Origin of the sequence: Pseudooceanicola sp. (assembly GCF_029213205.1) — a bacterium.
GTDB lineage: Bacteria > Pseudomonadota > Alphaproteobacteria > Rhodobacterales > Rhodobacteraceae > Pseudooceanicola.
In genome coordinates, this window is record NZ_JARGNH010000010.1 from 107,924 (window position 1) to 122,117 (window position 14,194).

General features: G+C 63.6%; 15 protein-coding genes and 2 pseudogenes. 10 read left to right on the forward strand and 7 right to left on the reverse strand.

Annotation, left to right across the window (positions count from 1 at the left end):
- The first annotated feature begins 336 nt into the window (after positions 1–336).
- A complete protein-coding gene (locus P1U48_RS09865) occupies positions 337–1,173 on the forward strand; it encodes an efflux RND transporter periplasmic adaptor subunit (protein WP_301068811.1) in 837 nt (278 codons plus the stop codon).
- A 73-nt stretch (positions 1,174–1,246) separates the two neighbouring features.
- Here the strand turns inward: P1U48_RS09865 and P1U48_RS09870 are convergent, their stop codons facing one another.
- From P1U48_RS09870 to P1U48_RS09880, 3 genes are all read right to left on the reverse strand, one after another.
- Positions 1,247–1,843 (reverse strand): SCO family protein, encoded by a 597-nt coding sequence (locus tag P1U48_RS09870; protein ID WP_301068812.1) that lies wholly within the window; start codon positions 1,841–1,843, stop codon positions 1,247–1,249.
- An 8-nt stretch (positions 1,844–1,851) separates the two neighbouring features.
- Positions 1,852–2,940, reverse strand: a complete 1,089-nt coding sequence (locus tag P1U48_RS09875; RefSeq protein ID WP_301068813.1) for a DUF1775 domain-containing protein — start codon at positions 2,938–2,940, stop codon at positions 1,852–1,854.
- A 100-nt stretch (positions 2,941–3,040) separates the two neighbouring features.
- Entirely contained in the window at positions 3,041–3,340 is a 300-nt protein-coding gene (locus tag P1U48_RS09880) for a hypothetical protein (RefSeq protein ID WP_301068814.1), read from the reverse strand.
- A gap of 195 nt (positions 3,341–3,535) precedes the next feature.
- On the opposite strand from P1U48_RS09880, the pseudogene P1U48_RS09885 reads away from it, so the two are divergent.
- The 7 genes and pseudogenes from P1U48_RS09885 to P1U48_RS09915 form a co-directional block, all read left to right on the forward strand.
- A pseudogene (locus tag P1U48_RS09885) lies at positions 3,536–3,865 on the forward strand (hypothetical protein); the annotation flags it as partial.
- A gap of 233 nt (positions 3,866–4,098) precedes the next feature.
- Complete coding sequence (gene nadA, locus P1U48_RS09890) at positions 4,099–5,091, forward strand: quinolinate synthase NadA (RefSeq protein WP_301068824.1); 993 nt, start codon at positions 4,099–4,101, stop codon at positions 5,089–5,091.
- A gap of 4 nt (positions 5,092–5,095) precedes the next feature.
- Positions 5,096–6,670 (forward strand): L-aspartate oxidase, encoded by a 1,575-nt coding sequence (locus tag P1U48_RS09895; RefSeq protein WP_301068815.1) that lies wholly within the window; start codon positions 5,096–5,098, stop codon positions 6,668–6,670.
- Positions 6,667–7,515 carry a carboxylating nicotinate-nucleotide diphosphorylase gene (nadC, locus tag P1U48_RS09900; protein ID WP_301068816.1) on the forward strand — a complete coding sequence of 283 codons (849 nt, stop codon included), beginning with the start codon at positions 6,667–6,669 and terminating at the stop codon, positions 7,513–7,515. Before P1U48_RS09895 ends, nadC begins: the two co-directional genes overlap by 4 nt.
- Before the next feature lie 108 nt (positions 7,516–7,623).
- Positions 7,624–8,451 carry a 3-methyl-2-oxobutanoate hydroxymethyltransferase gene (gene panB / locus P1U48_RS09905; RefSeq protein ID WP_301068817.1) on the forward strand — a complete coding sequence of 276 codons (828 nt, stop codon included), beginning with the start codon at positions 7,624–7,626 and terminating at the stop codon, positions 8,449–8,451.
- Positions 8,448–9,326 (forward strand): pantoate--beta-alanine ligase, encoded by an 879-nt coding sequence (gene panC / locus P1U48_RS09910; RefSeq protein WP_301068818.1) that lies wholly within the window; start codon positions 8,448–8,450, stop codon positions 9,324–9,326. Before panB ends, panC begins: the two co-directional genes overlap by 4 nt.
- Positions 9,298–9,543, forward strand: a complete 246-nt coding sequence (locus P1U48_RS09915; RefSeq protein WP_301068826.1) for a hypothetical protein — start codon at positions 9,298–9,300, stop codon at positions 9,541–9,543. Before panC ends, P1U48_RS09915 begins: the two co-directional genes overlap by 29 nt.
- Before the next feature lie 84 nt (positions 9,544–9,627).
- On the opposite strand, the gene P1U48_RS09920 is transcribed toward P1U48_RS09915, so the two are convergent.
- From P1U48_RS09920 to P1U48_RS09930, 3 genes are read right to left on the reverse strand one after another with little or no spacing between them, the layout of a single operon-like run.
- Positions 9,628–10,416 (reverse strand): metal ABC transporter permease, encoded by a 789-nt coding sequence (locus P1U48_RS09920; protein WP_301068825.1) that lies wholly within the window; start codon positions 10,414–10,416, stop codon positions 9,628–9,630.
- Positions 10,416–11,189: a metal ABC transporter ATP-binding protein gene (locus tag P1U48_RS09925; RefSeq protein ID WP_301068819.1), complete on the reverse strand. Its 774-nt coding sequence runs from the start codon at positions 11,187–11,189 to the stop codon at positions 10,416–10,418. The genes P1U48_RS09920 and P1U48_RS09925 overlap by 1 nt, the downstream gene beginning before the upstream one ends.
- On the reverse strand, positions 11,186–11,686 hold the full coding sequence (locus P1U48_RS09930) for a transcriptional repressor (RefSeq protein WP_301068820.1): 501 nt from the start codon (positions 11,684–11,686) through the stop codon (positions 11,186–11,188). Before P1U48_RS09930 ends, P1U48_RS09925 begins: the two co-directional genes overlap by 4 nt.
- A gap of 89 nt (positions 11,687–11,775) precedes the next feature.
- Here P1U48_RS09930 and P1U48_RS09935 point away from each other — a divergent pair, with 89 nt between their 5' ends.
- Complete coding sequence (locus P1U48_RS09935; protein WP_301068821.1) at positions 11,776–12,765, forward strand: zinc ABC transporter substrate-binding protein; 990 nt, start codon at positions 11,776–11,778, stop codon at positions 12,763–12,765.
- Between the two features lie 59 nt (positions 12,766–12,824).
- Here the strand turns inward: P1U48_RS09935 and P1U48_RS09940 are convergent.
- Positions 12,825–13,237 (reverse strand): annotated as a pseudogene (locus P1U48_RS09940) (DDE-type integrase/transposase/recombinase); the annotation flags it as partial.
- Positions 13,238–13,654: 417 nt separating this feature from the next.
- Here P1U48_RS09940 and P1U48_RS09945 point away from each other — a divergent pair.
- A complete protein-coding gene (locus P1U48_RS09945; protein WP_301068822.1) occupies positions 13,655–14,107 on the forward strand; it encodes a hypothetical protein in 453 nt (150 codons plus the stop codon).
- The last annotated feature ends 87 nt before the right edge of the window (positions 14,108–14,194 follow it).

Here is a 14,194-nt window from a genome sequence, read left to right on the forward strand (position 1 = left end):
GGGAAACCGGGTGCCGCAGATGGGTTCCGAGGGCGGTATCAGACGTGGCGTACGAGCGCACGAAGGGATCGCCCTGGGCAATGCCCGGAGCCTTACCGAACCGTGGCTCGCCCGAGCGGGTCACGTGGCGACGCGGCGACTGAACATCACGCCGCAGAGAATAACGTTCCCCCTCAAGGTCTTCCCCTGCATTCACAGGCCGACGGGAAAAAAGGACTTCGATCAGGCCGAAAAGACGCTGGCGTCCCCCAAGTCGATCCTGTGAAATTCTTGTAATAACTGATTCTAAGTATCATGATCTGGCCCATTCAGGCAATCAGTTGAAGACATCCATAGATGAAACAATGTGTTCCGATTCTATCACTTTTTCTATCACTTTGGCTTGCTTTTGCGCTGTCCCTGGCAATCGCGGCGCTGCCTGATCGGACAATTGCACAAACCATCACCGAATGCCTGATCCAGGCCAAGGAGGTCGCCCGGATCGGCGCGGCGGATCGGGGCGTCCTTGCCCGGGTTCACGTTGAACGCGCCGACAAGGTCGGCCGCGATCAGATCCTGGCGGAACTGGAGGCGACCGAAGAGGATGCGCAGGTCGCGCTGGCCCGGCTCAGGGTCGGGTCGGATATCGCGGTGCGGCTGGCCCGCGCCAAGGTCGCGGCGGCCGAATTGAACGCCGAGCGCCTGACGACGCTGGTCGAGCGCAATCTGGTGCCAAAATCGGATCAGGAGGCGGCGATCCTGGCCGCCCAATCCGCCCGGCTGGAAGAAGAAGAAGCCATTTACCAACTGGAAGTCGCCAAGCTGCAGCTGGCCGCCGCCCTTTCCGCCCGTGAACGCAAACGCATCCGCGCACCCTTTGACGGGGTGGTGACCGACACGCTGTTGTCGGCGGGCGAGCTTTATAACGAACAGGGGCCAATCATGGTGCTGGCCCGGATCGACCCGCTGAACGTCGAGGCCTACCTGCCCGCCGCCCGCCGCCGCGATGTCGCGGTTGGCCAGATTGCCGAGGTCACGCTCGAAACCGGTGGCGTTGCATCTGCCACGCTTGAGGTCATCGACCCGGTGCTCGACGCGGCAACCGGCACCTTCGGTGTCCGGCTCGCGCTGCCGAACCCCGAGGGCAGGATCCTGGCCGGGCAAAGCTGCGGCTTGCGCCTGACTCCGGGATAGGGATTTTCAGAGGTCGCGCTTTCCACGCGGCGCGGCACCGACCAGGCGCAACCGAATGGTCGGTGCCAGTTCCTCAGCTGGCGTTCAGGCGCCGAATCTTGTCCAGCGCCCGGTCATAGTCTTCCTGATAGCCGATCGGCTCAAAAAACCGGCCCTTGTCGTCAAACAACAACACGTTGGCGGAATGATCCATCGTGTAATCGCCATCCTCAAGCGGCACTTTGCGCGCGTAGATCCGAAAGGCCTTGATCGCCTTGTCGATCTCTTCGCGTGGGCCTGAGACGCCCTGCACATCCGGCACCCAGGACACATAGTCACGCAACTGATCCACGGTGTCGCGTTCGGGGTCGACAGTGACAAAGAAGACCCGCAGCGGAACGGTGTCGCCCAGCTCTTCTTTCCAGGTGGCAATGTCGCCGAGGGTGGTCGGACAGACCTCGGGGCAATGGGTAAAGCCAAAGAAGACCGCCGAGGGCTGGCCCCTGAGCGTTGCCTCGGTAAAGGCGGTGCCCTTGGTCGTGGTCAGGTGATACTCGCCCGGCCCGATTGTATCGCTCAGGCTCTGGGCAAACATCGGCCCGATCAGCCGAACCCAGGCGACCAGGATGAGGGCCAGCACTGCCAGCCCCCAGAGTGTGATGAACGCGACGTGCTTGCGGGACAAGGTCATGGCGCGGCTCAATCAGACCGGCCCATGTTGCCATGGCCGCCATGGCCTTTCATCTTGCCGTGATCCCCCATCTTCATGTCGCCGTGCTTCATGCCACCCTGGTCGTGCCCGGTATGACCCGCCCCGGATTTCGCATTCGGCGCCCCGATCGACATCGGGATTTCCACCTGTCCGGCCATTTCGAACATCAACGTGACGGGGATCCTGGTGCCTTCGACCAACGGTTCTTTCAGCTTCATCAGCATCAGGTGATAGCCGCCGGGCTTCAGAACCACAGTCGCGCCAGCGGGGATGGCCAGACCGTCGGGCAATTGCCGCATCTTCATCACGTCGCCCTCCATCGCCATTTCATGGACCTCGACATGACCGGCAACCGCCGTCGACGCGCCGATCAGCCGATCGTCCGTCGTCCCGGTGTTGGTGACGCTGAGAAAGCCGCCGCCGACAGGGGCATTCGGCAGGGTGGCCCGCGCGAAGGCGCCAGAGATTTCGAGATCACCAACCTTGATCGGCGCGGCCATGGCGTGATCGGCGGCCGCCTTGTTGGCGCCATGTCCACCATGCCCGCCATGTCCACCATGCCCGTGGTGCCCTGAGGTTCCGGCCACTATCACCAGTTTCGGCGCGGGATTCGGCACGCCCTTCGCCCCCGAGGTGTCGGTCCAGTCGGCGACGCCATTGGCGCATTCCTGCAGGGCCGGAAAATACATCACCGTATCGGCGGCGATATCGGCGCCAAAGGTGCCGCGCACCGAAAACTCGTCATACCAATCGTCTTCGAGATGGCCACCGGACCAGGTCACCTCGCGCAGGCCCTCGGTCATCTTGGTGCCGTGATTGTCATAGGGCGTGGCGTAGTTGCCGGTGTCGAGGCTCAGGGTCCAGCCGGGTTTGGGCATCGGCTTGGCGGCGTAAAAGCCATCCGGCAGGGTCAGGCGAACGGTGTGGGTCGCCTCGCCATTGCACCCATGCGGCACCCGCAGGGTGATCTTGACCGTGGACCCGGCAGCGGCCTCTTTCTGATCGAGGGTGGCATGGGCGAAGGCGGAGCCGGCGAGCGTCAGCAAGGCACCGGCAAAAAGGAAGGGTTTGAACATTTTCATTCTCCATCAAGGAACGCATGCGGACGCACCGCGACTTGCGAAACTGGCGGCCAGAGGGCCGCGCCTGTCTTTGAAAACCCGTTTCCGGGCGCGATCAGGCGATGAAGGGAGGCGCGCGTGGCGCGTGGTTGCGATTCCGGGCCTGCGCCGCCCGCAACAGCCCGGCAGACTGCCGCCAGGCATCGAAGGGGCGAAAGAGCGCGGCAAAACCGGCGGGTTCCGGCGCCACTGTGTCGGAGAGCAAACGACAGAAGGGGCAGTGATGGTCAGGGTCTATGCCATCGCCACAGAAGTCATCCACCGACCCCGTCAGCAGCGAGATCTGAAGCGCTGCCGGGTCGCCGCGGTCGGGTGCCATCGCGGAAGCCGAAAACACGCTGACCGCCGTGATCAACACGATGGCAAGCCATGATATGAAGATCTGTGGGGCTCCGCGGATCATGCCGGCAGTCTATCCCTCAAAGGTCCGGCCCCGCCACTCCGAAAAAGTGTCGCAGTCGTCAATTTCTTTGGGCCGCCAGTCTGATTTCGGATGTCGCGAAGGCACTCGGGCCGGGCCCGGAGGCAGGTCGGCGCGGGCGAATTCGGTGTCATCCCGCACCGCAAGAATGCGACGCCGTGGAAGATTGTCACTGCCGGTGCCGTGGCCAGAAACGAAGCACTGCGGGCCCCGAAACACCTCGACCGCGCGATCTGGCAGAACTGGAGCGGAGACCACCGACGAAGCCGCGTCGAAACGAACCCTCTCGTGATTTGCATGCAAACCACTGCCGGGCCGTGGATGCACTGTATGAAACGGCGGGGCCAGCGGCTCATGGCGCGGGACTTCGACAGACAGGTCGCTGAGGTCCAGGTTCATATCGTCATCATGAATGGCTATATCGCCCTTGGCATCCCTGTCATAGCAGCCGTGAGGTGAATCCGTCCGGGGTAAGGGCAGCGTTGGGCGGCAGAGACCCGCCAGGCAACAATAACAATGACCTGCGCACACTTGCCCTTACGTCATACTTTGCCTTACACAACCGCACCGGGCGCCGTAGCGCCGACGGACGACACCCGTTGCGGTTTGAAATAACCTGAGGAATCCTCACCTTGCTCGACCAAATCGCGCTGCGCGCCGAACTCGCCGATCACTATGATCTCGCCCCCTCCATGGAAATCGCCGAAGCCAACGCCCATCTCTACGACAACATGAGCCGGGTGGTCTCGCCCCCGGACTGGGCGATCTTTGCGCCCTATGTCGCGGCGATCAACAAGCTGAAGAAAGAGCGCAACGCGGTCATTCTGGCGCACAATTACATGACCCCCGAAATCTATCACGGCATCGCGGATGTCGTGGGCGACAGCCTGCAACTGGCGATCGAGGCGACCAAGGTCGAAGCGGATGTGATTGTGCAATGCGGCGTGCATTTCATGGCCGAGACCTCAAAGATCCTCAGCCCCTCCAAGACCGTGCTGATGCCCGACATGGAGGCTGGCTGTTCGCTCGCCGAAAGCATCACGGCCGAGGGGGTTGCAGAAATGCGCGCCAAATACCCCGGCGCGCCGGTGGTGACCTATGTGAATACCACGGCGGCAGTAAAGGCGGTGTCGGACATCTGCTGCACATCGTCCAACGCGGCGCAGATCGTGCGCGGGCTCGATAGCGACACCGTCATCATGACGCCCGACAAATACCTGGCGCAGAACATTGCCAACCAGGTGCCGGAAAAGCGGATCGTCTGGTGGGATGGCGCCTGCATCGTGCATGAACAATACACCGCGCAGGACCTGAAGGACTTCCGCGAGTGGAACCACGGCACCCGCATCATCGCCCATCCCGAATGCCCCCCCGACGTGGTGGCAGAGGCCGACTTTTCGGGCTCCACCAGCGATATCATCGACTACGTGACGCAGCAGCGCCCCGAAAAAGCGATGCTGGTGACCGAATGCTCCATGGCCTCGAACATCTCGGACGCGTTGCCGGATGTGGATTTCGTCGGGCCCTGCAACATGTGCCCCTTCATGAAGAAGATCACGCTGGAGAAGGTCCTCTGGTCGTTGCACTCCATGGAGGGCGCGGTAGAGGTCGATCCAGCCGTCGCGGACAAGGCGCGCGTTGCCGTGCAGCGGATGATCGACCTGTCTGCCAAGATGTCTGACTGAGGCGATGACCCCGATCGAAACGTCCCGCGTCATCATCGTCGGGGCGGGGCTTGCGGCGCAATATGCCGCGCTGAAACTGGCCCCGCGCCCGGTGTTGATGCTCTCTCCCGAAGCCCTGGGCGAAGGGGCCTCCTCAAGCTGGGCGCAGGGCGGCGTGGCGGCGGCGATGGACCCGGCCGACAGCGCCGAGGCCCATGCACGCGACACGGTCTTGGCCGGCGCGGGCACGGTGGATCACCGCGTCGCGCAGTCGGTCACGGCGGACGCGCGCGCGCACATCCTCGATCTGACCGGTCTGGGCGCGCCCTTCGACCGGATCGCCAGCGGGGCCTATGTCCTGTCACGCGAGGCCGCGCATTCCTTTGCCCGCGTGGTCCGTGTGCGCGGCGACCAGGCTGGCGCCGAGATCATGAGCGCCCTGACCCGACAGGTGCAGGAGGCCGCTCATATCCAGGTCCTCGAAGGGGTGATGGCCACCCGGCTCGAGGTCTCGAAGGGGCGCATCACCGGCGTCGCCGTCGCCCGCTGCGCAGATGATGAACAAAGCGAGAGTGTCATCCTCCGCAGCGCCGCCGTGCTGCTGGCGGGTGGCGGCTCCGGCGGGCTCTTTGCCCTGACCACGAATCCGCCGCGCATCCGGGGTCAGGTCATCGGCATGGCTGCCCGCGCGGGCGCCGAGATTGCCGATGCGGAGTTCGTCCAGTTCCACCCGACCGCCATGGCCTGCGGCCTCGACCCCGCGCCGCTGGCGACCGAAGCGCTGCGCGGCGAAGGGGCCACGCTGATCAACCGCAACGGCGAGCGGTTCATGCTGGCGGCGCATCCCGATGCCGAGCTTGCCCCACGCGACATCGTGGCCCGCGCCGTCTACGCGCAGACCAAGGCCGGGTTGGCTCCCGCCCTCGACACCCGCACAGCCCTTGGTGCGAAGATCCTGACCGACTTCCCCGCCGTTGCCGACGCCTGCCGCCTGGCGGGACTCGATCCCGTGACACAGCCGATCCCGGTGGCCGCCGCCGCGCACTATCACATGGGCGGTGTGGCCACGGATGCGGCCGGGCAAAGCTCTCTCCCCGGGCTCTGGGCCTGCGGCGAGGTCGCCTCGACCGGGCTGCACGGGGCCAACCGGCTGGCTTCCAACGGGCTGCTGGAGGCGCTGGTTTACGGGCGTCGCTGCGCCTTGGCCATCGACGCGGCACTGCCCGCACCGAAAGACGCGCCGATGGTGAACCTGCCCGATCTTCCCATGGCCGAGGCTCCCAACCCGACCTTGGTCAGGCAACTGCGCCAGTCCATGACCGAGGGCGTCGGCGTGATCCGCGACGCGCAGAGCCTGTCCGGCACGCTGGCGCAGATTGCCCGGATCGAAACCGCCCAGCCGGATTGCGAAACGCTCTGCAACATGACCGCCACCGCGACATTGATCGCCGCCGCCGCGCTGATGCGCCGCGAAAGCCGGGGTGCGCATTTTCGCTCGGACTACCCCGATGCGGCGGGTGACATCGGCACGCGATCACGGCTCACCCTCGCCGACGCCCTGACCCTCCGCGCCGCCACCATCCAAGAGGAACCGGCATGACCCGAAACCCCCTGCCCGACCTGATCCTTGAACCGCTGGTCCGCGCCGCGCTGATGGAGGATCTGGGCACCTACGGCGATATCACCACCCGCACCGTCATCCCCGCCGGCACGACCTACGCCGCGCGGCTGAACGCGCGCGAGGCGGGCGTCGTCTCTGGCCTTCAGATCGCCGCGATGGCCTTCCGGCTGGTCGATCCCAGGCTCGAGGCCACCGCGCACAAGCTGGACGGCGATGCGATCGCTCCGGGCGATCTGCTGATGCAGATCACCGGCAACGCCGCATCGATCCTCTCCGCCGAACGGGTGGCGTTGAACTTCGCCGGGCGGCTGTCTGGCATCGCCACCCTGACCGCCGCTTTCGTGGCCCGGACCGAGGGGACGAAGACCCGGATCACTTGCACCCGCAAGACCACGCCGGGCCTGCGACTGGTCGAGAAGCAGGCGGTGCTGCACGGCGGCGGCTTCAACCACCGCTTCAGCCTGTCCGACGCGATCCTGATCAAGGACAACCACATCGCCGCCGCCGGGGGCATCCGCCCTGTGCTGAGAGCGGTTAAAGCGCAGGCCTCGCACATGGTTCGCTGCGAGATCGAGGTCGACCGGCTGGACCAGCTGGCCGAGGTGCTGGACGAAGGCGGCGCGGATGTCGTTCTGCTGGACAACATGGACAGCCAGACCCTCGTGAAAGCTGTGGAAATGACCGCCGGACGGGTGATCCTCGAAGCCTCCGGCAACATGCGGCTGGACCGAATCGCCGAAGTCTCAGCGACGGGGGTGGATTACATCTCATCCGGGGCGCTGACCCACTCGGCGCAGACACTCGATCTCGGGTTGGATTTCTGAGCGGACACAAAATTACCAATTGATGCCGATAATCATAATGAAATTACGCCACACTTGCACAGGCCCGCGCAGGGCGATATCGATCCCCTGCCCTGCCGGAGGACCAGAATGAGCCAATCCGCCCCACAGAAAACCCTCACCGCATCGGACATCCGCGCGCGGAAAGGGCAGGACCCGCTGGTCTGCCTCACCGCCTACACCACCCCCGTCGCGCAGCTGGTCGACGCCGAATGTGACCTCGTCCTGGTCGGTGACAGCGTCGGCATGGTGTTGCACGGCCTGCCCTCGACCCTTGGCGTCACGATGGAGATGATGATCCTGCACGGCCGCGCTGTGGCGCGCGGGATCGAACGGGCGATGCTGGTCATCGACATGCCCTTCGGCAGCTACGAGGAAAGCCCCGCACAGGCCTTCCGCAACGCCGCCCGGCTGATGGCCGAAACCGGCGCCGCAGCCGTCAAGCTGGAGGGTGGCGCGCATATGGCCGACACCATCCGTTTCATCGTCGAGCGTGGCATCCCGGTGATGGCCCATATCGGCCTCACGCCGCAGGCCGTGAACGCGCTTGGCGGCTACAAGGTGCAGGGGCGCGCCGAGGACGCAGAACGGATCCACGCCGACGCCCGCGCCGTGACCGAGGCCGGCGCCTTCTCCGTCGTTCTGGAGAAAGTGCCCGCGACGCTGGCCGACCAGATCACCGACGAGATTGCCATCCCGACCGTCGGCATCGGTGCTTCGGCCGGATGCGACGGTCAGATCCTGGTGATCGACGACATGCTGGGCCTCTTCGACGCCTTCAAGCCCAAGTTCGTCAAGCGCTACGCCGACCTCGCCAAGGATGCGCGCGACGCGATCCGAGCCTACGCTGCGGAGGTCCGCTCCCGCAGTTTCCCCGCCCCTGAGCACGTCTTTAGCGACGAAGGAAAAGGCGCATGAAAATCATCCGCTCCAAGGCCGAGTTACGGGCCATGACCGAAGACTGGCGCCGCGCCGGAGACAGCATCGGCGTCGTGCCCACCATGGGCGCATTGCATGCCGGGCACCTCAGCCTGGTCGAAGCCGCCTGCGCCGCAACCGACCGCGTGATCGTCACCCTCTTCGTGAACCCGAAGCAGTTCAACAACCCCGAGGACCTGGCGAAATACCCCCGGACGGAGGAAAGCGACGCGGAAAAGCTCACGCCCTATGGCGCTGACGTTCTCTATGTCCCCGACGGCGCGCAGATGTATCCCGAGGGCTTTGCCACCACGATTTCGGTGAGTGGTGTCAGCGACGGCCTCTGCGGTGCGACCCGGCCAGGGCATTTCGACGGCGTGGCGACGGTGGTGACAAAGCTGCTCTTGCAGACGGATGCGGATCAGGCGTTCTTCGGCGAAAAGGATTACCAGCAATTGCAGGTGGTGCGCCGCATTGCCGAAGACCTTGACCTGAAGACCAGGATCATCGGCTGCCCGACAATCCGTGAAAGCGACGGTCTGGCCATGTCTTCGCGCAATCTCCGACTGGACGATCGGGCCCGTGCAACCGCACCGGTTATCCGCGAAGCCCTGTCCCGTGCCGCGATCGAGATCCGCGAAGGGGTATCAGTCGAGACCGCGCTGCAAAGCGCCCGGTCCCGCCTGACCGACGCGGGCATGGGCGAGATCGACTATCTCGAGTTCCGGGGCGATCCCGACCTTGCGATCCTGTCCACCGCCGACCGGCCCGGACGGATTTTCGTAGCCGCGTGGCTTGACGGGGTCCGGCTGATCGACAACGTGCCGGTTCACGAGGCCAGCCAGCATGAGCGGCGCCTGGAACCGGCGGATTGACCCCGCTGTAAAGTCACGTCCCCCATTTCCGTCAGCAGATCACATCGGCGGCGGCATGAAGAACCAGTGTCAGTACGGCCAGAACAATCAGCGCGGCGCAAATCAGGTCGATCTTCGTGCAGCCGTCCGGCGCAACCTCGCCTGGATGGAGGCGCGGAGCCTTATTCGCGAAGTGACCGAGCATGGGTGGTATCGGCTGTGCCGCGTGCAGAATTAACCGACCTGGCCCTTCGCCGCAGATACCGCCTACCAAGAGTTTTCAGAATGTAGATGGTGGTTGGTCAGGGCGGGTCCGAAACGCTCAGGCCCGAAGCCCCCTGAGAACGCTAGTCACGAGAAATATTAGGGCCGCAACGCAGACGATCGAGGGTCCGGCGGGCGTATCCAGGGCATAGGCGGCCCGCAATCCGACAATTGCCGCCCCGCCACCGATCACGGCGGCGATCACGGTCATCTCTTCTGGCGTGCGCGACAGCGGACGCGCGGCGGCGGCCGGAATAATCAGCATCGCCGCGATCAGAAGCACCCCGACAACCTTGATCGCGACGGCGACAGTGACGGCAAGCGCCAGGGTCAGGACCAGCTGCTCGCGCCGGGGATCAATGCCGTCGGCATAGGCAAGCTCTTCGCTGAGCGTCGATGTCAGCAGCGCGGACCAGCGCCAGGTGATCAGCCCGACGACCAGCGCGGCGCCGCCCCAGATCACCACCAGGTCGCCGCGCGACACAGCCAAAATGTCACCGAACAGGTAGGCCATCAGGTCAATCCGGATGCCCGAAAGAAACGAGACGGCCACCAGCCCAAACGCAAGGGCCGAATGCGCGAGAACACCCAGGAGCGTGTCCATCGCGTAGCCGCGACCGGTCAACAGCGTCACAGTGAGGGCCATCGCCAAAGCAATCGCCACGGCCCCGGCAAAGACCGAGATATTCAGCGCCAGCGCTAGCGCCACGCCAAGGATCGCAGCATGGGCCGTCGCATCACCGAAATAGGCCATGCGCCGCCAGACCACGAAACTGCCCAAGGGCGCTGCGGCACAGGCAACACCGACACCCGCCAGTGTCGCACGGATCATGAAGTCGTCCAGCATCATTCAGCAGCCCTGGTTTTGGTCAGTTGTAGGTGGTCGTGCCCGGGTTCAGAGCTGCCGGTGTCATCATGCCCGTGATCATGGTCGTGGCGGTAAAGTGCAAGTGCGCCGCCGGTGCCGGTTCCGAACAATGCCCGATATTCCGGCGCGGCCGAGACGGTTTCGGGCGTCCCATGGCAGCAGACATGCCCGTTCAGACAAATCACCCGGTCAGACGCGCTCATCACCACATGCAATTCGTGGCTGATCATCAGGACAGCGCAGCCGGTGTCTTTGCGCACCTCTTCGATCTGACGGTAAAAGGCGGCGGAACCGGGCTGATCGAGGCCCTGGGTCGCCTCGTCCAGAAGCAGGATTTCGGGATCATGGATCAACGCGCGCGCCAGCAGGACGCGCTGCGTCTGGCCGCCGGACAAAGCGGACATCTGCCGCCCTGACAGTTCCGGCACACCCGCGCGCTCCAGCGCCCGCGCGCATGCGTCGCGGGGTGTCCTGTCCGGCAGGCGCAGGAATCGCTCTACGTTGATTGGCAAGGTCGGGTCGATGTGCAGTCTCTGCGGAACGTATCCGATACGCAGACCGGGCTTGTGGGTGATCTGTCCGGAGGAGGGGCGCACCGCCCCGATCAAGGCACGCAGCAGCGTGGTCTTTCCGGATCCGTTCGGTCCAACAATGGTTACGATTTCCCCGGGCTCGATGGCCAGTGAAACATGCGACAACACCGTGTCAGTGCCGAAGCTGACGCCTATGTCATCGACGGTGACAAGGCTCATGCTGAGGCCCCCTCTGCGCAGGTCGGACATAAACCGATCGCCTCCACCATTGTCCATTCAATCTGGAATCCAGCCGCGCGCGCAGCATCTCCGAGGGTGTCGCGCACAGGCAGAGATTGTGCTTCTGCGACCGAATCGCAGGCTCTACAGATCATGAATGCAGGAGAATGGTTGATCCCGGGATGGGCGCAGGCAACAAAGGCGTTTAACCGCTCGATCTTGTGTGCGAATCCGTTGGAAACAAGGAATTCAAGCGCACGATAGGCAACCGGCGGCTGCGACCCGAAGCCGGCTTCGTGCAGCCGGTCAAGCATCTCGTAGGCGCCAAGCGCACGATGTTCGCGTAGCAGAATTCCCAACGCCTTGCGCCGGACTGGCGTGAAGCGCAGCCCTTCGCTTGCACAATGCACCTCGGCTGCCGCCACGGCGGCATCGATACAACCTGCATGGTCGTGCTTGTCGAACCCGACTGTCTCAGACCGCGAGTCATGACCCATCTTTGGCCGACCTGTTCCTGACCCACTTGTCATGTTATTACATTTCCTGTAAGCGACACATAATGTTATACAATCACATGGAGTCGGACATGTCCAGAAACCTTGCGCCGTTATCGCTTGCGGCCTCTCTGCTGGCCGGGGCGGCCTTTGCGGATGCTCCGAATGTGGCCGTCGATATCACACCGGTGCATTCGTTGGTCGCACGCGTCATGGAGGGCGTTGGCGAGCCGTCGCTTATCGTGGCATCCGGTGCCAGCCCGCATGAATACAGCCTGCGCCCCTCGGAGGCGGGCGCCTTGCAAGACGCCGATCTGGTGTTCTGGGTCGGCCCCGATCTGACCCCCTGGCTGCACGACGCCATCGAAACGCTGGCCAATGACGCGACGGTTGTCGAGCTGATCGAGACCGACGGCACCACGGAACTGCCCTCGCGCGAAAACGCCCTGTTAGAAGCACATGATCACGGCGACGAGGGCCATGATGCTGACCACGAAGACGAAGACCACGGAGATCATGCCGAAGAGCATGCAGACGACGACCACGCAGGGCACGAAGGTCATGATCATGGTGGCCACGATCCGCATGCCTGGCTGTCGCTGGACAATGGCGCGGTCTGGCTGAACGCAATCGCCGCCGCGCTGTCGACCGCCGATCCGGACAATGCCGGCACCTATTACGCCAACGCAGCCGCCGGGCGCGCGGATCTGGCGAACCTGCGCACTGAGATCAACAGCATCCTTGATCCGGTACGAGGGGGCCATTTCGTCGTTTTCCACGACGCCTATCAGTATTTCGAGGTGACTTTCGATTTTCCCGCGTCCGGCGCGATCACGGTCTCGGACGCCACCGATCCCAGCCCGGCCCGCATCGCTGAAATCCAGGCGCGTGTCGCGGATCAGAACGTGACTTGCATCATGGCCGAACCGCAATTCAGTCCGGGGATCGTGGCCGCGATCATGGATGGCACCGAAGCGCACACCGGCGTGCTGGACCCGCTTGGCTCTGACCTCGAACCGGGGCCGAACCTCTATCCCCAACTCCTCCGCAATCTTGCGAAGTCGCTGGCAGATTGCCTCTGAGCCTCTGTCCTTCCCCGCCGTGGTCATCCTGGGTCGCGGCGGGGAATGCAAACAAATGCGACCCAGGCAGGAATGGCTGCAAACTTCTGTAATGTTCGTATCCGCCGGAACCGCTGCATCGCCCGTTCCCGACTTCGGATTGACTGGTGCGAAGTCTCCGCGCCCTTATGATCGACCGCTCGCCAGAGGCCGTGCCCCTCGCCGTTGATCTTCACAAAGACCTCATCCAAATGCCAGCGTCAGCGGCTCTCCCGCTTCCCCGAAACCCGGCGCTTTCGGATCTCGGCTGCGAACAGCGGTCCAAATCTGTCCCACCAGAACCGCACCGCCTCGTGGCTGATCTCGATGCTGCGCTCATGCAGCAGGCCGCGACGTTGCGCCGATAGAACGGGAGCCAAATGTACATCATCACGGCAAGGCGGATGATCTCAGGCGCGGTTTTGAAGTGCCGGAACGAGGATCGCTGGGTCATGGCCAAATGCTGCGCGACCACCCTCCCCGCCTTAAGGATTTTGCTCTGACAGCGCCGATGGACCAGAGACCAACCATGCATCAACATTCAAACCGGACCACCCGATGGGGCCACTCCATGTGACACTGCTTTCAACACAGCGTGGTCCTCTGGCCGCTGGTCGTAGGGCTTCATGCCAGGACCGGGCCATTTAAGTCACGAAAGCGCCAACCCGCCGATATCTGCCCGTCGGGATTGACGCATGCGACGGCAATACCTAGCTTCATAAAGATGATGGAACACGTAGATCATTTTCGATTTCTACTGCTGAACCGCCTCCGTCCCCGGGCGGTCTAGGCGCGTCTGCGCCTGCCGAACCCCCGGGGTCTCCTCACTTACCTGAAACGTGAACGCGGGCTTTCGCCCCGAGGAGAGATGATGTTCAATTTCAACCATCCTGATCAGCAAACCTTCCAAACGCTATCTCTTGTCAGAGCGTTACGGAAAACGCCGGTGACTTTGCCATCGTCGGACTATCAAAAGCTGCAAGAGCATCTTGAAAATTGCGAAGGCGCCAGGCGTCCCAGCTCAAAGCTGCTGGCGCATGTGCTGGCCAACAAACTGATGAATACCCGGCCCGTAGATGATGTGCGTCACAGCGACGTGGTGATTGGCGGATCCTGCGTCACCTACGTCGTTGATGGCGAGGCCCCCCAGACGGGCCTGCTTGTTCACCGCGCCAGATCAGGACTGAGCGGCGGCGTCATCCCGGTTGCATCGCTGCTTGGGGCTACGTTGATCGGCATGAGGACCGGGCAACGTGCCCCGCTCCTGTTTGAGGACGGCACTATCGGCAGGCTTTGCGTGATCGAGACCTCGAACGCGATCTAAGCCGTTTTGGTTCCCCGTACGTCTCTGACAATAAACGTAACTCCCAAGTACTCCAGAGGATATCGGGTTTTGGGTTACTCTGGCGCC

What these genes read in the sequence shown, in the direction of transcription:
- P1U48_RS09925 (WP_301068819.1), bottom strand. Translation starts at nt 11,189, where the DNA reads ATGAGCCTTGTCACCGTCGATGACATAGGCGTCAGCTTCGGCACTGAC.
- P1U48_RS09875 (WP_301068813.1), bottom strand. Translation starts at nt 2,940, where the DNA reads ATGTTCAAACCCTTCCTTTTTGCCGGTGCCTTGCTGACGCTCGCCGGC.
- nadC (WP_301068816.1), top strand. Translation starts at nt 6,667, where the DNA reads ATGACCCGAAACCCCCTGCCCGACCTGATCCTTGAACCGCTGGTCCGC.
- P1U48_RS09930 (WP_301068820.1), bottom strand. Translation starts at nt 11,686, where the DNA reads ATGGGTCATGACTCGCGGTCTGAGACAGTCGGGTTCGACAAGCACGAC.
- P1U48_RS09870 (WP_301068812.1), bottom strand. Translation starts at nt 1,843, where the DNA reads ATGACCTTGTCCCGCAAGCACGTCGCGTTCATCACACTCTGGGGGCTG.
- P1U48_RS09895 (WP_301068815.1), top strand. Translation starts at nt 5,096, where the DNA reads ATGACCCCGATCGAAACGTCCCGCGTCATCATCGTCGGGGCGGGGCTT.
- panC (WP_301068818.1), top strand. Translation starts at nt 8,448, where the DNA reads ATGAAAATCATCCGCTCCAAGGCCGAGTTACGGGCCATGACCGAAGAC.
- P1U48_RS09915 (WP_301068826.1), top strand. Translation starts at nt 9,298, where the DNA reads ATGAGCGGCGCCTGGAACCGGCGGATTGACCCCGCTGTAAAGTCACGT.
- panB (WP_301068817.1), top strand. Translation starts at nt 7,624, where the DNA reads ATGAGCCAATCCGCCCCACAGAAAACCCTCACCGCATCGGACATCCGC.
- P1U48_RS09920 (WP_301068825.1), bottom strand. Translation starts at nt 10,416, where the DNA reads ATGCTGGACGACTTCATGATCCGTGCGACACTGGCGGGTGTCGGTGTT.
- P1U48_RS09935 (WP_301068821.1), top strand. Translation starts at nt 11,776, where the DNA reads ATGTCCAGAAACCTTGCGCCGTTATCGCTTGCGGCCTCTCTGCTGGCC.
- P1U48_RS09945 (WP_301068822.1), top strand. Translation starts at nt 13,655, where the DNA reads ATGTTCAATTTCAACCATCCTGATCAGCAAACCTTCCAAACGCTATCT.
- nadA (WP_301068824.1), top strand. Translation starts at nt 4,099, where the DNA reads ATGGAAATCGCCGAAGCCAACGCCCATCTCTACGACAACATGAGCCGG.
- P1U48_RS09865 (WP_301068811.1), top strand. Translation starts at nt 337, where the DNA reads ATGAAACAATGTGTTCCGATTCTATCACTTTTTCTATCACTTTGGCTT.